A 19,672-nucleotide genomic window follows, 5' to 3' on the forward strand; every position below is an offset into this window, starting at 1 on the left:
CTTTAACTCAACACTTGTCTGTTTAATTTAAATATAGTATAATATGTGAAATTTAGAGATACAACCATCATTTTTTTAATAAGTGTTGGAATAATAATAAAGAGGGATACTTATGAATACAATGGCTAATAAAAGGTTTCAAGAAAATGAAAAGAAAATACAGGAAAGTTTTATATCTTTATTAAACACTTATGATGTTAATCAGATTACTGTGCGTGCCATTTGTGAAAAAGCTAAAATTAACCGTTCCACCTTTTATGCACATTATCAAGATGTATATGACTTGCTAGATAGGCTTGAAATCGCCATGAACAACAAAATTGTAGCTCAATACAAAGGTAGAGAAATAGATGAAATATTTTTTATATCAGATGAATTTTTTATTCCATTCTTAGATTTTATCAGTAAAAATCAAATTTTTTATAAAGCTTGTCTGCAAAAGCGTAAAAGTTTCCCAATCAGTCAAGGGTTTGAAGCTCTTTGGAATATAGTCATTAAACCAATTAGTCTTAAACATGGAATTACATCAGAGGATGAAATGATGTATTACTTTGTCTTTTTTCAAGCTGGAATCACTATGGTGTTAAAACGTTGGGTTGACAATGGCTGCATTGAAACACCTTCAGAAATTTCTAGCTATATTATGAACTGTTTATCTAGATTTCGTTAATACTTATTGTTAGTATCCTAAACAGCATATGCTTAATTTACTCAATCCATTCTTATGCTCTTATTTTGTCATGGTGCCTTCTAACACGGCTTTACTATTAACATCAATACAGAAGTTTTTACCCATAGAAGTATTTACTCTCAAATATCCATTATTATCTTTAACCATAATATTTTGTGCAAAAGAGTCTTGGCACTTTGTTAGACTTTGCACATCCCACAAAAATTCACCATCATAATTATAAATCAAGATATTATCCATTTTTGTATCTTTGTTTATATGCTTATCATTATTTTCTTCAAACTTTACCTTAATTGCAAAGCATCTATCAAATTCAAGTATTTTATCAACTAAACCATCTATAATTATCTTTGAATTTTTGCCCTTATTGCCAAAATCAAGCTCAGTAATTTGTTTTTTATTATTTAGAGTAGCTCTTATCAACCCTTTAAAACTATGTTCCTCTGAATCGCTTATCTCCTCAAATTCCATATTTTCTTTATTGAAATCCCAATGCTTTATATAAAACCACCTATTCATATGTTCACAAAAGCTACTTATATATTCTTCTAATTTCTTATAAGGGAAAATTACATTTAAAGATCTTATAGTATACTCAAAAAAGTGTTTTCTCCCATCATAGTCTACTTTGTAATTCCATTTCTTTTCAAACTTCTTTCTATTTATACACTCATACTCAACAGATACACTCCATAAAATCCTCTCTAAGAAGGCAAATCTTGCTTCTTCATAATCTTTTTCTAAGATATCAACTACAAAGCTACCTCTATCTCCAAAATCTATTTTAAAATAACCTTTCTTTTCACTATAGCCACAGGAATGCTGATAATATTTACTTTCAAGATTATCATCTACATAATTAAACAACTTATCAGGTATATTTATTTTTTTACAATCATCAATTATTTCTTTTTTAAAACTATTCCATTTTTCCTCTTCCATAGCACTCATCTTATAAGAAGCCAACTCTTCATTCAAATCCATATACCCCCACTTCATTCAATTTAAACTTAAAGTTTTTCATAAAATAGTAATTCCACATACTTTAATTATATCCTCCTTATGGTAATTATTAAAATATACTTAAAGCCAACACAAGGATAATATAGTAAAATATACTTATATATTTAATACAAGGTGGTAAATGGATGAAAATTAAAAAACAAGAATATAGTATAGCTAAAATAGTATTAATATCAATATTCTTAAACTTATTACAAGTAGCCCTCATAACAGTTTTTATATATTACATATACAAAAATCATTATATGTATGAAAGTGACTTTATTATTTACCTTATAGCCATATGTATAGCTGTTAACAGCATAGTTACAGGAATAATATTTTATAATCTTCTATTTAAAAAAGGAAGTAATAACTTAGTAGATACTATAAAATATCTTGAGTCCTTTAATAAAACCTTAAGGACTCAAAGACATGATTACTTAAATCATATTCAAGTTATTTATTCCTTAATGGAACTAGAAGAATTTGATGAGGCAAGAAAATATATGGAGCCTGTTTACAGAGATATAGTAAAAGTTAGCAAAGCTTTAAAAACTTCAAAACCAGCTGTAAATGCTATGCTTCAAGCAAAATCACAGATGGCTGAAAAAAAGAATATAGAGATGGAGTTAGAAATAAAGAGTGATTTAGATAATCTAACTATGGAACCATGGGAGTTTTGCAGAGTTATAGGGAATATCATAGATAACGCTATTTATTCTTTAAGTACAAAGCCAGAGAATAAATATATACTTGTCGAGTTTGCTGAAGATTTACAAAATATTAAAATCAATATATCAAATAATGGAGATAGTATCCCTAAAGAAATTATGGGTAAAATCTTTCATGAGGGATTTACTACAAAAGGAAGCAAAGGTGACGGTATGGGACTTGCTATAGTAAAGGAAATAGTTGAAGACTTTTCTGGTAAAGTAACAGTTTCATCAGATGATAAAAGAACATCCTTTGAAGTGATTATACCCAAAAACCCTAAAAAGGACATTTAAATTATAAAAATGTATAACTTAGAAGTTTTGTATTACTAATTTTGTTTTTAGGATTATTATAATTCTATAGTAAGGAGGGATTAAAAAATATGAGCACATTTTTACCAGACCTATCAGTTCTAACTATTATTCTCTTACTCATAGGATTTGCCTTGGTACTTTTAGAAATTCATATACCAGGTTTCGGAGTTCCAGGAATTCTTGGAGCTATATGCTTAATTCTGGCGGTGGTACTAACAGCTCAAAATTTTGCTCAGGGTTTAGTGATGGCCTTAGGTATAGCAACTGTACTTGGAACTATGCTAGTCATAACACTAACCTTCTTCTCAAAGGGTAAGTTATTTAAACCTTTAATACTGTCAGAGGAGCAAAAAAAAGAACATGGATATATAAGTTCTTCAGATTTAAATTATTTACTAGGGAAAAAAGGAATTGCAATTACAGATTTAAGACCGTCAGGTTCTGTAGATATAGATGGTGTTAAATTTGATGTAATTTCAGATGGAGAATATATTTCTTCCGGTACTAAGGTTGAAATATTTAAAGTTAGCGGAGTGAAATTATTAGTAAAAAAAATAAATTAATTTAAAGGAGATATTATTTATGGATTTATTCGCTTGGAAAATTATTATTACAACATTTATAGTGATAGGTTTAATTATCACATTTTTCAATTTTGTCCCTATAGGACTTTGGATATCATCTCTAGCTGCAAATGTTAAAGTTAGTATATTCAATTTAATAGGAATGAAATTAAGAAGAGTTGTACCTGCTAAAATAGTACTTCCACTTATTAAATCTACAAAAGCTGGCATGGATCTTACTGTTAATCAATTGGAAGCTCACTATTTAGCTGGTGGTAATGTAGATAATGTAGTAAATGCATTAATTGGAGCTCATAGAGCAAATATAGACTTACAATTTGAAAAAGCAGCTGCTATTGACTTAGCTGGTAGAGATGTTTTAGAAGCAGTTAAAATGAGTGTTAATCCTAAGGTTATTGAAACACCTAACGTTTCAGCTGTTGCAAAGGATGGTATAGAACTTCTAGTTAAGGCAAGGGTTACAGTTAGAGCTAATCTTGAAAGATTAGTTGGTGGTGCAGGTGAAGCAACTATTCTTGCAAGAGTTGGTGAAGGTATAGTAACTACAGTTGGTTCTTCTCTAAGTCATAAAATAGTATTAGAAAATCCTGATGCTATTTCTAAAACTGTATTAAGCAAAGGTCTAGATGCAGGTACAGCCTTTGAAATTCTATCCATAGATATAGCTGACGTTGATGTAGGAAGAAATATAGGAGCACAACTACAAACTTTACAAGCAGAAGCTGATAAGAATATTGCACAAGCTAAAGCAGAGGAAAGAAGAGCTATGGCTATAGCTAAGGAGCATGAAATGAAGGCTGCAGTTGTAGAAGCTGAAGCCGAAGTGCCAAAGGCAATGGCATATGCTCTTAAAGAAGGAAAACTTGGAATAATGGATTACTATGATATGCAAAACGTTATTGCAGATACAAGCATGAGAAGCTCAATTTCTAATGCAGGTAACAAAAATCAACCTCTAACTACTGACGATAAAAAAAATAAAAAATAATCTCCTAGGAGAGTGAATAATATGAGGAATAATAGCTATAATATATTTAAGTCTGCCCAGAATACTCTTGATAGACTTGCCCTAAGAAAAGATAATTTAGGAAATTATTCTATTGGATTTTCAAAAAGTCCTGTATCAAACCAAAATAAAATTGATGTAAAAACTGATAGTAGCATTATATCTACTCCTGAAGTTTCACCTATAAATGACAATATATCTTTTGAGAAGAAGGTAGCTCCCATTTCAGAGAATGAAGGAATCATAGATTCTATTGCTAATGAAATAACGCCAGTTAGACTTCAGCAAGCTATTATACTTTCAGAAATAGTTGGAAAACCACGAAGTAAAACCAGAAGGAAAAGAAGATTTTAAGAATTAGGAGAATTTTTTTATGAATTTAAAAGTGCTTATAGTTGATGATGAACAAGGAATTAGAACCGTAATAAAAAAAGTGCTAGGCAAATCTGGTGGTTTTCAAGTTGTTGGAGAAACAGATAATGGTGAAGAAGCTATAGAAATATTTAAAGAATGTCATCCTGAAGTTGTGTTCTTTGATATTGAAATATCAGGATGTAGTGGCATTGATTGTGCTAAGATATTAACAGATATAGATCCAGATATTATAATAATCTTTGCAACTGCTCATGAAGAATATATGTCTGATGCATTTCAATTATATGCCTTCGACTATTTAGTAAAACCATTTAAAGTGGAGAGACTGCTACAAACCTTAGATAGGATAAAAAAGCTAAATAAACCCAGTTACGAAAATGGCATAGACAAGATAATAAAACTTGAAAAAGGCCTAGATAAGCTTATGATAAAAAATAAAGAAGGTATAAGTTTTCTTGATACAAAGGAAATAGTTCTAGTTCAAAGAGAAGAAAGTACTACTGTTATATATACTAAAACTGAGAACTATGCTACCTCTATTTCCTTATCAGATATAGAAAAAAAGCTTGATAATACCCTATTCTTTAGAAGCCATAAGTCATATATTATAAATTTGTCCTTAATCAAAAAAATCTATCCTTATGGAAGATGGACCTATGTGGTTAAACTCAATAATACAGAAAAAGATGCTCTATTGACTCACGAAAAATATGAAGAAATAAAAAAACTTTTTAGTTTATGATTAAAGCCGTCCTAATGGGCGGCTTTTCTAAAATGTTATCCATGAATTTAATATTTCCACCTGTAATGACCATGAATTGGAGTTTGAAACCAGCTTAACTTAGCCTCTGCTGCACATGGATGCCAATTATGAATAACATAAGGAATCCCATCATTATCTCTTTTATCTGAAATAATGCCAATATGCTGATATCCTTCAGTAAAAACAATTATATCTCCTGGCTGCCACTCTTTTAAGTTGTTAATGTCATCTTCCTTAAATTCTGTAGTTAGCTGAATACCATTCTTTTTAAAGAACGTGTCTAAATTCAAAACTCGTCTAAAATCAATATTAGAATCTGGTTTTCCGTTTACAGCTTTATATTCAGACATATTTTTTCTAATATCTTTATCTACGAGATCTTTAATCATTACATTCATACCTTTAAAACCTCTCCATATTACATCAGTACAAACGCCTTCACCATCTGGTGGATATCCTCCCACATAATAAGCATCCTTATATGTAGTTTTCTGCTCCACTTCTTTCCTAGCAGAGTTAACTATATCTATGGGATCAGCTATTCCATTTTCATTTTTATCAACCTTTGAACTTTCATCTGGAATCTCTGTTTTGTTAATTTGCAACTTATCACTAATTTCTTCTATAGTATTCTCTAATTTATTATTTGATTTATTATATTTTAGTACTGCTGCTGTAGCTATTGAACTTATAGCTATTAAACTCACTAAAATGACAATTACTTTTCTTTTTTTCACACTTTTCCCCCATCTAACCAATCATATATTTTTTTATAGTCAGACATCCATTCTATCTATGTCGTATCTATATATTACTATATATGTTCATCTATGTAAATCAAATCAAAAACCATTATAGTTACTTACTTAATAACTTAGTTACATATAACACATTGATTCAGCTACTAAAAAATAATGAATCAGCCTACTTAAATTTCGGCTGATTCATTTCATCTTCTCACTACATTATTACTTATTTTATGTTTATATAATTCTCTCATTTTATGTGTTTCTATATCTGCTAATCTGGTAGGCATAGGAATATGGCTTTCTTTATCTACTAATTTACTTACAATTTGTGTTGAAGTTCCTAAATCTATATGATTACCTACTGATATAAAAATAGGTTTTACATTTTTATGTGTTCTTAATACACGCCCATAAATATCATTATGTATTACTATATCTGTATATGCACCTTCTATATTTTCAGGCATAACAAAATCTACATTATCAATTTTATAATAACTTTTTGCAACTCCTATAGTTGGTTTATTTAAGAAAAATGATGCGTGAGTAGCTATTCCCATATGATTAAAATGTAAATATCCATTACCATCTAAGATAAATATATCTGGTTCTAGTACTAACTTTTTTGAAGCTTCAATAACTAAGGGCAACTCTCTAAATGCTAAAAATCCTGGTATATACGGAACCTTTATCTCTCCTACGCTATTAACTTTTTCAACTATCTCTTTAGTATTATAATCAATAACAACTATACAACATGTACCGTATTGCTCATTTTCATTTTCCCAATAAGCCAAATCAACACCTGCAACTAATTTAATATTATTTTTGTTAAATGTATTTCTTAACATTATTTTTTTCTTTAACTCATTTTGTATCTCAACGAACTCTGACTTCTCATAAATATTGAAATTATGAACTTCTTTTATTTCCATACTACTCTCTTCCTATAGCTTTTTTATACCATTCTTCTTGACTATTTCTAAGCCTTATGTCATCTTCAGTTGGTTCTAATTTCTCATCTATTAATACTCCTTCTTCATTCCATTTCTTGAAAGTTAAACACACTCCATACTCATGATTACCTTCTAATTCTAGAATACCATTTCTATACCAAACTTTCTCAATTCCATAAATTCTTCCTCTTTGCATATACTGCATACTTTTTATTTTTCCATCATTATAAAATTCGATAAAATCACCATGTGAAAAACCATTTTTATAATAACAATAATATCTTAAGTTTCCATTTGGATAAGTTTCATAGGTTAACCCTGTAAATGGCTCTCCACCTTCTTCTTCTGGATTATCTAAAATTCTATCACTACAATATTCATCCCATAAATCTTCAAAATCAACTCCATTATTTAAAACATATTCTTTTGTTAATATTTCAATTTTCATACTTTAATACCTCCGGAAAATAATTTGCTCCATCTGTTATAAATTCGCAATGTGGGCACCTCGGCATAGGTAACCCTTTGGGTTTTAGTTTTTTTCCAGACCTTACTACATATATCATAAAATCATTTAATTTAGCATTAGGATTAGCTAATAATGCTTCATTTAATGCATATACTTCTGCATGTGAACCTGATCCTAATGTCTTATTAGAATAACTATCTAATATATTTTTAGGCATATTATCTAATCTTTCTTTAATTAAAGGATGAAGTTCTCCTGGAACTTTTCCTTTAATATTATTTATTCCAAAATAATATTTTCCTGTACTAGTGTCTAGAACTCCAGCAACTGCTGGACCTAATTCTCTCTTAGAGATTCCTGATTTATATAATCTTTCCACCTCATCGTTAACAGCACCACGCAAATTAATTCTATTATTAATTTGATCAGAAGTTAACGTACCATATTTATTTCTTAAGTAGTCAAGTCTGCTTATTTCAGGATTACTTACACTTTCAGCACCAGTACCACCCTTAACCTTCTTAAGTAGTACCATCTGTGCTATAAGTCCAGCCGTATAACCAGTACAATAAGCTAATCCCTTTTCATCCTTTGCATCAGATACTTGTTGTGCTATTCCTTCAACTATAGTGGAAGGATCATCAAGGACAGCTTTTATCATTTCGTTATCCTTATAAAAGTCTTCTTCCGCTCCCTTAAGCCAGTCTGGAGTGTCCCCTGTTACCTTAGATATTACAACAGCTACGGCTCCTACGGCATATACAAAAACGTCTTTAACTAGTCCAACTAGTCCTTTAATTAAATCTTCTACTGACTTAATCACTCCGTCTACAAAGTTTCCTACCATTTGAGAAAAATCTATAATTCCATCAACTATTCTTTCCCATGTAGTTACATACCTCGTATATGTTTCATGGGCTCTGCTGGCATAATTATTGTCCATCTCTTCATAAGGAACTACCTTGCTATTAAATAGATTATTCATATAATCTATTTCGGAATCAAATCCACTCTTATATGAATTAATTATATCCCAAATTTCCTCTATTTTTCTATAATTTCTTTCTTGATTTTCTTTTTCTTCTTTACTGTCCGAGAAACTTGGAAAACTTCTATATGTTGAAACATTATACCTTATAATTCCTATTCCAGTACAGTCACCTATTATTGACTGCATATTCCACCATATATCATCTCTGTCTACTCTCATAAGTCCTTGATAACTCATTGGATGTATTATTCCTGTCATTTCATCATGGAAACCACTAAAAAGTTTATATAAATCTTCTAATTCTCCCTTGCAGGCACTTATATCACCTTTTAAGTCTTCATGCTTGCTTATTAGTGCCGCTACAGCTTCTCCGCTGTTTTCGCTCTCAAGCCTGCTATTTATATTATTTAATGATTCTTCCATGGTTTCAATTGCTGATTTATATGTAGCTATCTTATCTCTTAGATCTCCTATTATCGCGTAATTTACCTTGATATCACTTATCACATTCCATTCCCCCTAAGTTACTTAACATAATGTACAGCGGAATGAAAAAAGGACACAACATCTCTTTCTAAAATAAAATGTTTATCTTCCACTTTATCCTTCAATAGATGCTCGTCCTGTATATAATAAGTCTTTGTTTCTTTATTATTTAACTTAAGCATACTATATCTCCATTCATCTTAATTTTATTCTATGATAAATTTAATATCGTTTGCTTAATTATAATTCCCTAGGTTTTCCCAATCCCTTTACCTATTCTACTATTATATCTCAATTTTGTAAACATATTTAATTACCTTTAATAAACACTTTATTTATAAAACTTTTCCTATAAAAATAAAAAAGTGGATTCCACCGAATCCACTTCTTTGTTTGATAGAAATAATATATTAGAAATTTACTAATTCTTATAATAAATCATAAAGTTCAAATAAATCGCTAATATCTATTTGTCCATCCTTATTAACATCTGCATTTTTCTCATCTATCTTAACATTAGGGTTTAATAAGTATTTCTTTAATGATATACAATCTGCCATTGTTATAGCATGATCTCCATCTACATCACCTAAAAGATATTCAAAATTATTCATTTTGTAAACTTTAGATACTGTTAGATTTACACCTTGATCTCCTACTAAGATACTTTGAAGTCCTGGCAAAACTTGTCCATAACTATCGTAGTCTGCAAGAGCCTTTTTATATCCATTTACCATATCTTCAAGAGTAAAGTATGCAATATTTCCAGTTCCCTTTGATTGAGTTATTGAAGGATTTATTGCTACCCAATTTGTACCCTTTAAGTTTCCTGACAAAATTAATTGAGGAGCCTTTTCACTTGTGTATTCTACAGCTATAGCATATTTATTTGCAAATTCAGTATTTACAAAATCTAAACCATAATAAAATGTAAGTGCTTGTCCCCAATTTGAAGAAGTTGCTTTACCATTGAAAAGTACATTTTCATCATACTTAGAATTATCTATTGGATTATTCCAACCATCTAACATTGCTTGTAGGATTTCTGGATATACAAATTTAAGAGTTTTTCTATCGAAAATTCCCATTGAATCACTTACATTAGCTTTAAAGTAATTATTATCCCACCATAAACATGGTATTTTATAGCTGCTTGCTACTTGTAGATAGTATTTAGCAAAGTTAACTCTATCTTGTAAATTTGATTTATCAGTAGCACCAAACTCACCCATAACAACAGGAATTCCCTTTTGCTTAAATGTTTTATCTAATAATCTAAAAATCTTATCTATATATGATTTATCAGAATCACTAAATGTAGTTGGAGCACCAGCAGCAGTATTCATAGCAAAGTTATAAGGTATATAAGCATGGGCAGATACTGCTACATGATCATCCTTTGGTACTTCCATAGCAGAAACTTTAGCATAATCTGCTGCTGCACAATAAGTAGGCATCATTACAAGTCTCTTCTCATTATTTCCTCCAGTTCCACGCATTACAGAAAGTATTTTTGCATTATATTCATTTACCACATTATAATATTCTGTCTTACCTGTCCAGTCATCCCCATTTCTTGGTTCGTTTATTGTTTCAAAGATTAATTTATCACTATAATCCTTGAAATGGTTAGCAATTTGCTTCCATATAGCACTTCCTTCATTAATAACGTTAGCTTTATTTTCTTCATTCATCTGACCTTGTATTTTATTGTGATGAATATTTACAATAGCATACATATCATTAGCAAGTGCATAGTTTACAACTGTTTCAACACGAGACATATATGCTGGATCAATAGTATATTTATCATCAGTATAATGCTCGTCCCATCTTACTGGAATACGAAGAGTGTTAAAACCAGCTTTTTTTAACTCGTCAATCATTTTTCTTGTTGTTACAGGATTATTCCAGCCTGTTTCTCCGCCAGTAGCTTCCAAAGTATTTCCTAAGTTCCAACCAACTTTCATGTCCTTTACTAAATCCATAGCAGAAATGTCACGCATCTCTGTTGGATGATGATAATCAGCAGGGAATTCTGGTTCTGGTGCTACTGCTTTAATATATTGATAGTCTGATAATGTAATATCTGCTGTAACACTAGTAACCTTATGTAGATAATTTGTTTTCTCTGTTGCATCTTTTGGTAAATAATCATTTAATAGAATTTGTTTTGTATTTCCATTTATGCCCCAAGAAACTTTTGTTGCTAAAAATGATTCTGAATAATCTTTATTTAAATTAACTACAATATCCTTATAACCATCAGCCTTAACTGTAATGGTACCAACATGGAATTTTAATATGTTTGAATCTCCATCACCGAGATTACCATCAGCAATATTTATCCCAAAGTTTGCAGTACTGTTTGACTTTGCAAATGAATCAGTAGTACCAATAGCCTTAAGATTTGTTATATCCTTATATGCTAAAGTAGCAGTATCTCCCATATCCATCCAAGTCCAGTCATCACTAGTATTTTGGGCAAATGCACTAGCATAAATTTTAGTTGTTTCTCCCTTTGTTGTATAGATTTCTGTTCCTGTTGTTGGTTTAGCTGATCCTGCTTTAGTATACTCATATTCTGATAAATTAATATCAGCTGTAACACTAGTAATTTTGTGAAGATAAGTTGTTTTCTCTGTTCCGTCTTTTGGCAAATAATCGTTAAGTAAAATTTGTGTATTAGTTCCAGTAAGACCCCAACTAACCTTCTCTGCAGCATATGCTTCTGAGTAATCTTTATTTAACTTAATTACAATATCATCATACCCATCTGCTTTAATTGTAACTGTCCCTACATGGAATTTTAATGTGCTTTTATCTCCAGCAGCAAGGTTTCCATCTGAAATATTTATACCAAAGTTTGCAGTACTATTTGCCTTTGCAAGTGCACTAGTAGCAGCATCCCCTTTGAAATTTGTCACACCTTGGTATAAAAGACCAGCAGCATTTCCTATATCCATCCACGCCCAGTCATCACTAGTATTTTGTGCAAAGGCACCAGCATAAATCTTTGTAGTCTCTCCTTTTGTATATATATCTTTCCCTGTTGTTGGTGTTACTGGCGCTTTTTTAGTATATTGATATTCTGCTAAAGTAATATCTGCTTTAACCCCAGTAATTTTGTGAAGATAATCTACTTTTGCTGTTGCATCTTTTGGTAAATAATCATTAAGTAAAATTTGTGTGGTATTTCCACTAATACCCCAACTAGTCTTCTCTGCAGCATATGATTCTGAATAATCTTTATTTAAATTAATTACAACATCATCATACCCATCTGCTTTAATTGTAACTGTCCCTACATGGAATTTTAATGTGCTTTTATCTCCATCAGCAATATTTCCATCAGCAATATTTATACCAAAGTTTGCAGTACTATTAGATTTTGCAAATGCACTATTTGCATCAATAGCATTTAAATTAGTCACATTCTGATACAAAAGGCCAATAGTATCTCCCATACTCATCCAAGCCCAATCATCAGTGTTTTGTGTAAATGCACTAGCATAAATCTTAGTTGTCTCTCCTTTTGTTGTATAAATAGATTCTGTGGCAGCATGTACTTTTAATGAAGTATTGCTAAGGACACAGGTGAATAACATCACTAAAGCTACCAATAATGATGATATTCGTTTTTTCTTTTTCATAATAAATCATTCCTTTCATATATTTTAATAATTATATAAGGTATATGCTTTACTCTACCATAACATATCTTTTTTATGAACTTATTCGTCGTAAACGTTCATTATAGCTACTTAATTTATATATTTTTTACTACAAGAATAAAAAGCTGCACAAATTGTACAGCTTTTTTTGATAAATATTTATTTTCCTATATAAGGATTTCCATCAGTATCTGTAAATATTGATACACTATCAATTGCACCTAGTGCACCATCACGATTTGTATTAAAGTAAAGCTTACCGCTATTGTCAAAATCTATACCTTCTATTTCAAATTTCTCTCCATAAGCTTTAGGTCCGCTTGTAATTCTAAAAAACAAATCATTTTTTATATTTGACCTCACTGAGTTGTTTACGGTATTATCATTTAAGTTATATGCCAATACTATGCTGACATTTGAAGGCAGCTTACTGTTACCTTCACTTGGTTTGGCAAGAGGTATATATATTTTATTGTTGTAATAACAAATACCTTGTCCAATATAATTTGTAAAATCAATATCCTTATCACCTTGAGTAATTACATCTGATGAAGTTAATTTGTAGTTTAATGAAAAACCTCGAGTACAATTTAAAGTGTTATTAGAATCATCAAATGTACCTATATAACAATATGGGCCTACTTTTACAATAAACTCCTGTTTACCATTTACAGTTTTATAATATGTTATACCAGAGAATCCTTTGTTCAAAATAGTTCCATTGTACTTTACTGTATATGCTTTACTGAATGTATAGCCACTAGAATTTGCATTTAATTTTATAATTTTATTTTCGTATTTCCCTTCTATTGGAGCAATATAAAGTGATGTTGTAGTGCCAGAATTTACTGCTGTTATATCATTAGCATGACCTAGATCAGAACCTTTAAATCTTGCACCACTGTTGTTTTTAAGTTGGGCAAAGCCACCGCCATCTCCAATTTTTTTATAGAGCAAAATGACATCTTTGGTTTTATTATTTAATTTTGCTGAATAAATTGTATTGGTAACTCTGTCAATGCACATACCTTCCATTGCTGTATAACCAGTAACATTATTCAAGCTTCCAGTTGCATAATCTCTATACTTGTTGAAGTAACCAGTTTGTTCAAATGCAAATGCCGTAGTAGGAATTAGAAATACAAGTAATGATGTTGTAATTAATAATTTTTTAAGTTTTTTTAACATTATTTTCCCCCCCCCTTATAATTGTTAGTCATATTATAGAATATATTTACATATATGTAAATCTCCAATACTTATCATACCTATTTTTGCTTTCATTATAAATTCCAATCATTTTATCAAAATCACAATATAGATTTATAATTCATATGTTAAATTGTAATAATCAAAAGGAAATATATAAATGGCATTACTTTTATCTGCACTATTATTTAGTTTATCCTCTAATTTAGATAATGTAGTTGTTGGTATTGCATATGGAATAAAAAAGATACGGATACCAATAATTGCAAATCTTGTAATAGCATTCATAACATCTACAGGTACATTTTTATCTATGTATCTTGGATTATATATCTCGAAATTTTTACCAAACTATATATCAAATATTTTGGGTGCTGGAGCTATTATTATGTTGGGAGGATATTTTATAATTCAAAGTATAATAAAACTTATATATGCTAGAAATTCAAAAGATCTTGCATTAAAGGATATTACTGATATGATTGAATATGCGGAAAAATCAGATTTAGATAAATCTGGTGATATAAGCATAAAAGAAGCTATTTTTGTGGCATTCTCACTTACATTTAACAACTTAGGTACTGGAGTAGCTGCAAGTATAACAGGGGTTAGTATTCAATTTACTGTTATAGCCACATTTATTATAAGTATTCTTACAATTGTTTTTGGTGAAACTATAGGAAATCATGTATTAGGAAATTTATTAGGTAAATATGCCCCATTAATTTCAGGAATATTGTTAATAACTCTCGGTATTATTGAATTCATCAATTAGATATATACCTAATTTAGCTAAATTATATTTTTACGAAGTTCAAAAAAGGAGCTGTTGCATATTGCAACAACTCCTTAATTTTAATGTGTTATAGATACTTCTCCTTCACCACCTATAATTAAAGTTTCTCCTTTTTTTATAGGTCCAACTTTTAAATACTCATTTATATTATTAAGTTTTACAAACAATATTTGAGTATTAGTAGAGTCAAGTATTGTAACAGTAGCAGATTTATTTGGTGTTACAAGTCTAATATTACGATAATTCCCTTCATGTTCAGGCGAAACGGCATAAATACCTTGTTTAAAAGTATTTGCTATTGGTACTTGATTCGCTTCAGAAACTTCACCAAACATAAATAGAAAAATAAATAGAAAAATTAAAAATTTCTTTGTTTGCATATAATTCACCTCTTGTTATAAGTATTTTCTATCTATGTCTTTTTTATAAAAATAACATAGTTAAAATGAAATTAAAGAAACTTAACTAATTTCGCTAAATTTGACTTTAGTGAAGAAAATAAAAAGCAATGGCTTTTTATTATACCTTTAACATTATTAATATAAATTTACCATTGACTTTAATAATGTTAAAGGTATAATAATTATTATTAAAGTTAATATTAAAGGAAGTGGAGAAATGAATATTGATAAAATACCAGAATGGATACTTGCTATGGAGCAGGAGGATATAGCATTTGTAAAAAACTTTGTGTTAAATTCAGGTTCATTAAAGGAAATTGCCAAAGTATATGATGTGTCTTATCCTACAGTGAGATTAAGATTAGATAAGATTATTCAAAAGATACAACTGTATGAAAATCAAAAGCAGGAACCTTTTAGTGGGTTTATTAAAACATTAGCAGTCGAATCAAAGATAGACTTGGAAACAGCCAAAATTATTATTGAAAAATATGAAGAGTCAAAAGGAGAAAGATAGTAATGAGTTCTATATTAATAACAATTTTTATAGTAGCAGTACAAAATTATTTAAGTACAAGAAGATATTGGGCACTTGGAGGAATCATACCTATATTATATTTTATGTTTGCTATTTGGTTTAAAGTTTATAAAGCACCAACATTTCGAACAAGCTTACTTATAATATTAGGAGTTACATTACTGTGGATTTGGGAAAACGGGAGAAAACAATATAAAAAGAAGATTAATAAAGAAATAGATAAAATGAAATCTAAAGATATTTAGGGAAATTGCGTAAACCAGTAAATAATGGAACTCTTAAAAAGAAGAGTTTTTATTATATCACAGTATTGAATTTCGCTAAATGCTATTTTTCCGAAATTTAAAAAAATAACTGTTTTAAGCCATTTGTAGAATATCAAAATAAGATTTTTAGTTTAATATTTCTAAATTTTTATGGTAAAAAATAAGATTTCGTGTTACCCTACACAAAATCTTATCTAACCTTCTATTGCATCTTTTGCCCATTGTATATCTTGTTTTATATCAATACTAGGATAATTTTCTTGTTTCTTCAAGATCTCCACTTAGCATTTCAACAATCTCATTCCAATATTCATCAAGATTAGGGGATGCACTATATTGATTCATAGATTCTATATACTTTAGATTATTACATATTCTATTTTTATCAATCATTCTTACTACCTCCTAACATTCTTTGTGTTTCATCAGGGAATATAATTGTTATTTCACTGCTATCCCAAGCTTCAGGAAACCATGCTTGGCTAGTTCCTTCTTGTCTTATTTTCATTTTAAATACTATATTTATAATTTTGGGGAGAATCCTTTGTTCAAAATAGTGCAATTGTACTTTACTATATATACTTTACTGAATGTATAACCACTAGCGTTTACATTTAATTTTATAATTTTATTTTCGTATTTACCTCCTATTGGAGCAATATAAAGTGATGTTGTAGTGTCAGAACTTACTGCAGTTAAATCATTAGCATGACCGAGATCAGAACCTTTAACTCTTGCACCACTGTTGTTTTTAAGTTGGGCAAAGCCACCGCCATCTCCAATTTTTTTATAGAGCAAAATGACATCTTTGGTTTTATTATTTAATTTTGCTGAATAAATTGTATTGTATTGGTACCTCTGTCAATGCACATACCTTCCATTGCTGTATAACCAGTAACATTATTCAAACTTCCAGTTGCATAATCTGTATACTTGTTGAAGTAACCCGTTTGTTCAAATGCAAATGCCGTAGTAAGAATTAGAAATACAAGTAATGATGTTGTAATTAATAATTTCTTAAACTATCTTCCTTAAAAGTCAAATCTTCTTTGATTAAATTATTTAATTCACTTACTTATCCCACTGTATAAAATATGTATTGATACACCTACCTTTTAAAAAACAGTTTTTATATTAAAAGTAATTCTATAAAGCTAATAAAACGCCCTTAAAACTAGGCTGAATTAACTTAAAAGTTTTTTTAATTATTTAGTATAATTTAAAAAGCTTAAATTAATTGTTTACATTTTACATATTTTGCAATATAATGAAACTGTAAATTATATAAATAAAGGAGAGGATAAAATGAAAAATCTAAAAATCAAATTATTATCTTTAAGTGTTTTGGGCATTACTCTAATTTCTTCGACACCTATTTGGGCTGCTACTAATAATACTACTATTTCTGCTAATAAAGTACTTGCTACTGCTACTATTAACTATCCAGAGGCAACATGTGTAGACTTTTATGAATCTTCTGGTATAGTGGAAGTATATGGTACAAATCAATCTAAATATGTAGCCTCTATTTATGACTACATAGGCGATGAATACACTAATCAAGGCGGCTCAGTAGTTGGATTACAATTGGCACTAAATCATTATTTGCATAGAAACTTAGCTACTGATGGCTATTTTGGAGAGCTTACACGTTCAGCCTTAAAAACTTTTCAAGGAAATCATGGTTTAAATCCTGATGGAATTTGTGGTCCAAGTACATGGAGAGCATTAGCTACAGAAATCCTATAATTTTTATGGTAAAAAATAAGATTTCGTGTTACCTACACGAAATCTTATTTAACCTTCTATTGCATCTTTTAATCATTGTATATCTTGATTAATCTTATTTTGAATAAGAAAAATACTTTTTCCCCCAATGAAGTGCTACATTTACCAAGCTTATCATTACTGGCACCTCTATTAATGGTCCAACTACTGCAGCAAAGGCTATCCTTGATTCAATTCCAAATACAGCTACTGCAACAGCTATAGCTAATTCAAAATTATTACTTGCAGCTGTAAATGCTAAGGTTGTAGTTTGATGATAGTTTACCCCTGACTTATAACTTATATAGAAAGATGCAGAAAACATAACTATAAAATAGATTATAAGTGGTACAGCTACCTTTACGACATCTAAAGGAAGTTCTACAATGTATTTTCCTTTAAACATAAACATTACTACAATAGTAAACAATAATGCTATTAAAGCTAATGGACTAATTTTAGGCACAAACTTTTTCACATACCATTCTGTCCCCTTTATAGGTTCTAATAATAGCCTTGTAAGCATTCCAAGCAAAAATGGAATACCAAGATAAATGGCAACTGAAGTTGCTACTTCCCCCATAGAAATATGGACTTCATATCCTGTAAGCCCAAATATAGGTGGTAATACTGTGATAAACAAATATGCAAATACAGAATAAAATACTACTTGAAATATAGAGTTAAAGGCAACTAATGCTGCTGCATCCTCACTATCTCCATCTGCTAAACTGTTCCAAAGGATTACCATAGCTATACATCTTGCAAGTCCTATAAGAATAAGTCCTGTCATTAATTCTGAATCAGATCTTAAAAATACAAATGCTAAGATGAACATTAAAATTGGCCCTATAAACCAATTTTGCACTAAAGATAACCCAAGCACTTTAGGATTTTTAAATACCTTGCCAAGCTCCTTATAATTTACTTTTGCAAGTGGTGGATACATCATAACTATAAGGCCTATAGCTATTGGTATTGATGTCGTTCCAATTGCTAATTTTGCAAGGCTCGTTGAAAGTGAAGGTGCTCCCCATCCTAATAATATTCCAAGTGCCATGGCTGCAAATATCCAGAGAGTTAGGTATCTATCTAGAAATGATAGTCTTGATGCCTTATTTCCCACAATAATTCCTCCTATTCATTTTATAATTTAATTTCATTGCTCTTAATTCTTTTTGCCAAATCCTTAATTTTTTCTTCTATTTCCTTTGCTGTATTTATAAATTCTTCGCGACTTTTTCCTGTTGGATCATCTAATCCCCAATCTTCTACATGCTTAGCTGGTAAATATGGACATACAACATTACATCCCATCTTTACAACTATATCTACTTCTGGAATATCATCTAAAAGTTTAGACTTTTGTGTTTCATTCATATCCACATTATATAAATCCTTAATTATTCTAACAGCATCTTGATTAATTTGTGGTTTTGTCTCTGTTCCTGCTGAATAGCTTTCAAAAACCTCAGCTCCATAAAGCTTTCCTAATGCCTCTGCCATTTGTGATCTACATGAATTATGAACGCATATAAATGCTACTTTTGTTTTCATACTCTTATCTCTCCTTTTTATATCTCGTGTACTTCTTTGCAAATACAATCATCTGTTTCTGTTATTAAATTCATTAAAAACAAAGTTAACTTATTACAGTTATTAATCTTTAAATAATAATAATTCCAAAGACCTTCTTTTCTAGCTCCTACAAGGTTGCAATCAATTAATACCTTCATATGATGAGAAAGTGTTGGTTGAGTAAACTTAAAATGCTCTAATAAATCACAAGCACACTTTTCTCCACATGATAATATATCAATTATTTTTAGTCTGTTTGGATCAGATAGTGCTTTGATAAGCTTTGCATTTTTTTCATAATCCATATTCATACCACGCCCTACATATAGACATATATCTA

The 19,672-nt window shown here is 29.9% G+C and carries 25 protein-coding genes; 10 read left to right on the top strand and 15 right to left on the bottom strand.

Annotated features, from left to right (window positions below):
• Window positions 1-112: 112 nt before the first annotated feature.
• Window positions 113-670, top strand: coding sequence for a TetR/AcrR family transcriptional regulator (locus H9661_RS08600; RefSeq protein ID WP_143317861.1), 558 nt, complete (start codon window positions 113-115; stop codon window positions 668-670).
• A 60-nt stretch (window positions 671-730) separates the two neighbouring features.
• Here H9661_RS08600 and H9661_RS08605 read toward each other — a convergent pair whose 3' ends face one another.
• Window positions 731-1,669 carry a hypothetical protein gene (locus tag H9661_RS08605; RefSeq protein WP_143317862.1) on the bottom strand — a complete coding sequence of 313 codons (939 nt, stop codon included), beginning with the start codon at window positions 1,667-1,669 and terminating at the stop codon, window positions 731-733.
• Between the two features lie 170 nt (window positions 1,670-1,839).
• On the opposite strand from H9661_RS08605, the gene H9661_RS08610 reads away from it, so the two are divergent.
• The 5 genes from H9661_RS08610 to H9661_RS08630 all read left to right on the top strand — a co-directional run bounded on the left by H9661_RS08610 (window position 1,840) and on the right by H9661_RS08630 (window position 5,431).
• The gene (locus H9661_RS08610) at window positions 1,840-2,703 is read left to right on the top strand and encodes a sensor histidine kinase (protein WP_143317863.1); all 864 of its coding nucleotides are present in this window, start codon (window positions 1,840-1,842) and stop codon (window positions 2,701-2,703) included.
• Window positions 2,704-2,792: 89 nt separating this feature from the next.
• Window positions 2,793-3,287: an NfeD family protein gene (locus H9661_RS08615; RefSeq protein ID WP_143317864.1), complete on the top strand. Its 495-nt coding sequence runs from the start codon at window positions 2,793-2,795 to the stop codon at window positions 3,285-3,287.
• A gap of 19 nt (window positions 3,288-3,306) precedes the next feature.
• Window positions 3,307-4,296, top strand: coding sequence for a flotillin-like protein FloA (gene floA, locus H9661_RS08620; RefSeq protein ID WP_191768271.1), 990 nt, complete (start codon window positions 3,307-3,309; stop codon window positions 4,294-4,296).
• 21 nt (window positions 4,297-4,317) lie between these two features.
• On the top strand, window positions 4,318-4,668 hold the full coding sequence (locus H9661_RS08625) for a hypothetical protein (RefSeq protein ID WP_191768406.1): 351 nt from the start codon (window positions 4,318-4,320) through the stop codon (window positions 4,666-4,668).
• 19 nt (window positions 4,669-4,687) lie between these two features.
• A complete protein-coding gene (locus H9661_RS08630; protein WP_191768273.1) occupies window positions 4,688-5,431 on the top strand; it encodes a LytR/AlgR family response regulator transcription factor in 744 nt (247 codons plus the stop codon).
• A 47-nt stretch (window positions 5,432-5,478) separates the two neighbouring features.
• Here the strand turns inward: H9661_RS08630 and H9661_RS08635 are convergent, their stop codons facing one another.
• From H9661_RS08635 to H9661_RS08665, 7 genes are all read right to left on the bottom strand, one after another.
• Entirely contained in the window at window positions 5,479-6,189 is a 711-nt protein-coding gene (locus tag H9661_RS08635; protein ID WP_143317867.1) for a DUF1287 domain-containing protein, read from the bottom strand.
• A 212-nt stretch (window positions 6,190-6,401) separates the two neighbouring features.
• A complete protein-coding gene (locus tag H9661_RS08640; RefSeq protein ID WP_143317868.1) occupies window positions 6,402-7,136 on the bottom strand; it encodes an endonuclease V in 735 nt (244 codons plus the stop codon).
• Between the two features lies 1 nt (window position 7,137).
• The gene (locus H9661_RS08645) at window positions 7,138-7,605 is read right to left on the bottom strand and encodes a toxin-antitoxin system YwqK family antitoxin (RefSeq protein WP_143317869.1); all 468 of its coding nucleotides are present in this window, start codon (window positions 7,603-7,605) and stop codon (window positions 7,138-7,140) included.
• Window positions 7,595-9,124, bottom strand: coding sequence for a YwqJ-related putative deaminase (locus H9661_RS20015; protein WP_207729658.1), 1,530 nt, complete (start codon window positions 9,122-9,124; stop codon window positions 7,595-7,597). The genes H9661_RS08645 and H9661_RS20015 overlap by 11 nt, the downstream gene beginning before the upstream one ends.
• A gap of 17 nt (window positions 9,125-9,141) precedes the next feature.
• On the bottom strand, window positions 9,142-9,285 hold the full coding sequence (locus H9661_RS08655; RefSeq protein WP_185966859.1) for a hypothetical protein: 144 nt from the start codon (window positions 9,283-9,285) through the stop codon (window positions 9,142-9,144).
• 246 nt (window positions 9,286-9,531) lie between these two features.
• Complete coding sequence (locus tag H9661_RS08660; protein WP_191768275.1) at window positions 9,532-12,756, bottom strand: cellulase family glycosylhydrolase; 3,225 nt, start codon at window positions 12,754-12,756, stop codon at window positions 9,532-9,534.
• A gap of 180 nt (window positions 12,757-12,936) precedes the next feature.
• Window positions 12,937-13,965 carry a hypothetical protein gene (locus H9661_RS08665; RefSeq protein WP_191768277.1) on the bottom strand — a complete coding sequence of 343 codons (1,029 nt, stop codon included), beginning with the start codon at window positions 13,963-13,965 and terminating at the stop codon, window positions 12,937-12,939.
• 181 nt (window positions 13,966-14,146) lie between these two features.
• Between H9661_RS08665 and H9661_RS08670 the strand changes: the two genes are divergently transcribed.
• A complete protein-coding gene (locus H9661_RS08670; protein WP_191768280.1) occupies window positions 14,147-14,761 on the top strand; it encodes a manganese efflux pump in 615 nt (204 codons plus the stop codon).
• Window positions 14,762-14,841: 80 nt separating this feature from the next.
• On the opposite strand, the gene H9661_RS08675 is transcribed toward H9661_RS08670, so the two are convergent.
• Window positions 14,842-15,162 (bottom strand): hypothetical protein, encoded by a 321-nt coding sequence (locus tag H9661_RS08675; protein ID WP_143317872.1) that lies wholly within the window; start codon window positions 15,160-15,162, stop codon window positions 14,842-14,844.
• A 238-nt stretch (window positions 15,163-15,400) separates the two neighbouring features.
• On the opposite strand from H9661_RS08675, the gene H9661_RS08680 reads away from it, so the two are divergent.
• Both H9661_RS08680 and H9661_RS08685 read left to right on the top strand, forming a co-directional pair.
• Window positions 15,401-15,700: a DUF2089 family protein gene (locus H9661_RS08680; protein ID WP_191768282.1), complete on the top strand. Its 300-nt coding sequence runs from the start codon at window positions 15,401-15,403 to the stop codon at window positions 15,698-15,700.
• 2 nt (window positions 15,701-15,702) lie between these two features.
• Window positions 15,703-15,966, top strand: a complete 264-nt coding sequence (locus H9661_RS08685; RefSeq protein ID WP_191768284.1) for a hypothetical protein — start codon at window positions 15,703-15,705, stop codon at window positions 15,964-15,966.
• A 267-nt stretch (window positions 15,967-16,233) separates the two neighbouring features.
• Here H9661_RS08685 and H9661_RS08690 read toward each other — a convergent pair whose 3' ends face one another.
• Genes H9661_RS08690 through H9661_RS08695 form a run of 3 tightly spaced genes read right to left on the bottom strand, consistent with a single transcriptional unit; the run spans window position 16,234 to window position 16,785 of the window.
• Window positions 16,234-16,380 carry a hypothetical protein gene (locus H9661_RS08690; protein WP_185966861.1) on the bottom strand — a complete coding sequence of 49 codons (147 nt, stop codon included), beginning with the start codon at window positions 16,378-16,380 and terminating at the stop codon, window positions 16,234-16,236.
• Entirely contained in the window at window positions 16,373-16,495 is a 123-nt protein-coding gene (locus H9661_RS19860; protein WP_279290152.1) for a hypothetical protein, read from the bottom strand. Before H9661_RS19860 ends, H9661_RS08690 begins: the two co-directional genes overlap by 8 nt.
• A 14-nt stretch (window positions 16,496-16,509) precedes the next feature.
• Window positions 16,510-16,785, bottom strand: coding sequence for a hypothetical protein (locus H9661_RS08695; RefSeq protein ID WP_143317876.1), 276 nt, complete (start codon window positions 16,783-16,785; stop codon window positions 16,510-16,512).
• Window positions 16,786-17,292: 507 nt separating this feature from the next.
• On the opposite strand from H9661_RS08695, the gene H9661_RS08700 reads away from it, so the two are divergent.
• Window positions 17,293-17,736, top strand: coding sequence for a peptidoglycan-binding domain-containing protein (locus H9661_RS08700; protein ID WP_191768286.1), 444 nt, complete (start codon window positions 17,293-17,295; stop codon window positions 17,734-17,736).
• 94 nt (window positions 17,737-17,830) lie between these two features.
• Here the strand turns inward: H9661_RS08700 and arsB are convergent, their stop codons facing one another.
• The 3 genes from arsB to H9661_RS08715 are packed head-to-tail and all read right to left on the bottom strand — an operon-like array spanning window position 17,831 to window position 19,637.
• Window positions 17,831-18,880: an ACR3 family arsenite efflux transporter gene (gene arsB, locus H9661_RS08705; RefSeq protein ID WP_191768288.1), complete on the bottom strand. Its 1,050-nt coding sequence runs from the start codon at window positions 18,878-18,880 to the stop codon at window positions 17,831-17,833.
• A gap of 20 nt (window positions 18,881-18,900) precedes the next feature.
• Window positions 18,901-19,311 carry an arsenate reductase ArsC gene (locus H9661_RS08710; RefSeq protein WP_143317879.1) on the bottom strand — a complete coding sequence of 137 codons (411 nt, stop codon included), beginning with the start codon at window positions 19,309-19,311 and terminating at the stop codon, window positions 18,901-18,903.
• A gap of 17 nt (window positions 19,312-19,328) precedes the next feature.
• The gene (locus H9661_RS08715) at window positions 19,329-19,637 is read right to left on the bottom strand and encodes an ArsR/SmtB family transcription factor (RefSeq protein ID WP_191768291.1); all 309 of its coding nucleotides are present in this window, start codon (window positions 19,635-19,637) and stop codon (window positions 19,329-19,331) included.
• Between the last annotated feature and the right edge of the window lie 35 nt (window positions 19,638-19,672).

Source organism: Clostridium cibarium, assembly GCF_014836335.1.
GTDB lineage: Bacteria > Bacillota > Clostridia > Clostridiales > Clostridiaceae > Clostridium > Clostridium cibarium.

Bases quoted from the DNA above. Each gene is read 5' to 3' on its own strand.
- H9661_RS08600 (WP_143317861.1), top strand. From the start codon at position 113: ATGAATACAATGGCTAATAAAAGGTTTCAAGAAAATGAAAAGAAAATA.
- H9661_RS08610 (WP_143317863.1), top strand. From the start codon at position 1,840: ATGAAAATTAAAAAACAAGAATATAGTATAGCTAAAATAGTATTAATA.
- H9661_RS08615 (WP_143317864.1), top strand. From the start codon at position 2,793: ATGAGCACATTTTTACCAGACCTATCAGTTCTAACTATTATTCTCTTA.
- floA (WP_191768271.1), top strand. From the start codon at position 3,307: ATGGATTTATTCGCTTGGAAAATTATTATTACAACATTTATAGTGATA.
- H9661_RS08625 (WP_191768406.1), top strand. From the start codon at position 4,318: ATGAGGAATAATAGCTATAATATATTTAAGTCTGCCCAGAATACTCTT.
- H9661_RS08630 (WP_191768273.1), top strand. From the start codon at position 4,688: ATGAATTTAAAAGTGCTTATAGTTGATGATGAACAAGGAATTAGAACC.
- H9661_RS08640 (WP_143317868.1), bottom strand. From the start codon at position 7,136: ATGGAAATAAAAGAAGTTCATAATTTCAATATTTATGAGAAGTCAGAG.
- H9661_RS08645 (WP_143317869.1), bottom strand. From the start codon at position 7,605: ATGAAAATTGAAATATTAACAAAAGAATATGTTTTAAATAATGGAGTT.
- H9661_RS08655 (WP_185966859.1), bottom strand. From the start codon at position 9,285: ATGCTTAAGTTAAATAATAAAGAAACAAAGACTTATTATATACAGGAC.
- H9661_RS08660 (WP_191768275.1), bottom strand. From the start codon at position 12,756: ATGAAAAAGAAAAAACGAATATCATCATTATTGGTAGCTTTAGTGATG.
- H9661_RS08665 (WP_191768277.1), bottom strand. From the start codon at position 13,965: ATGTTAAAAAAACTTAAAAAATTATTAATTACAACATCATTACTTGTA.
- H9661_RS08670 (WP_191768280.1), top strand. From the start codon at position 14,147: ATGGCATTACTTTTATCTGCACTATTATTTAGTTTATCCTCTAATTTA.
- H9661_RS08675 (WP_143317872.1), bottom strand. From the start codon at position 15,162: ATGCAAACAAAGAAATTTTTAATTTTTCTATTTATTTTTCTATTTATG.
- H9661_RS08680 (WP_191768282.1), top strand. From the start codon at position 15,401: ATGAATATTGATAAAATACCAGAATGGATACTTGCTATGGAGCAGGAG.
- H9661_RS08685 (WP_191768284.1), top strand. From the start codon at position 15,703: ATGAGTTCTATATTAATAACAATTTTTATAGTAGCAGTACAAAATTAT.
- H9661_RS08690 (WP_185966861.1), bottom strand. From the start codon at position 16,380: ATGATTGATAAAAATAGAATATGTAATAATCTAAAGTATATAGAATCT.
- H9661_RS19860 (WP_279290152.1), bottom strand. From the start codon at position 16,495: ATGAAAATAAGACAAGAAGGAACTAGCCAAGCATGGTTTCCTGAAGCT.
- H9661_RS08700 (WP_191768286.1), top strand. From the start codon at position 17,293: ATGAAAAATCTAAAAATCAAATTATTATCTTTAAGTGTTTTGGGCATT.
- H9661_RS08710 (WP_143317879.1), bottom strand. From the start codon at position 19,311: ATGAAAACAAAAGTAGCATTTATATGCGTTCATAATTCATGTAGATCA.
- H9661_RS08715 (WP_191768291.1), bottom strand. From the start codon at position 19,637: ATGGATTATGAAAAAAATGCAAAGCTTATCAAAGCACTATCTGATCCA.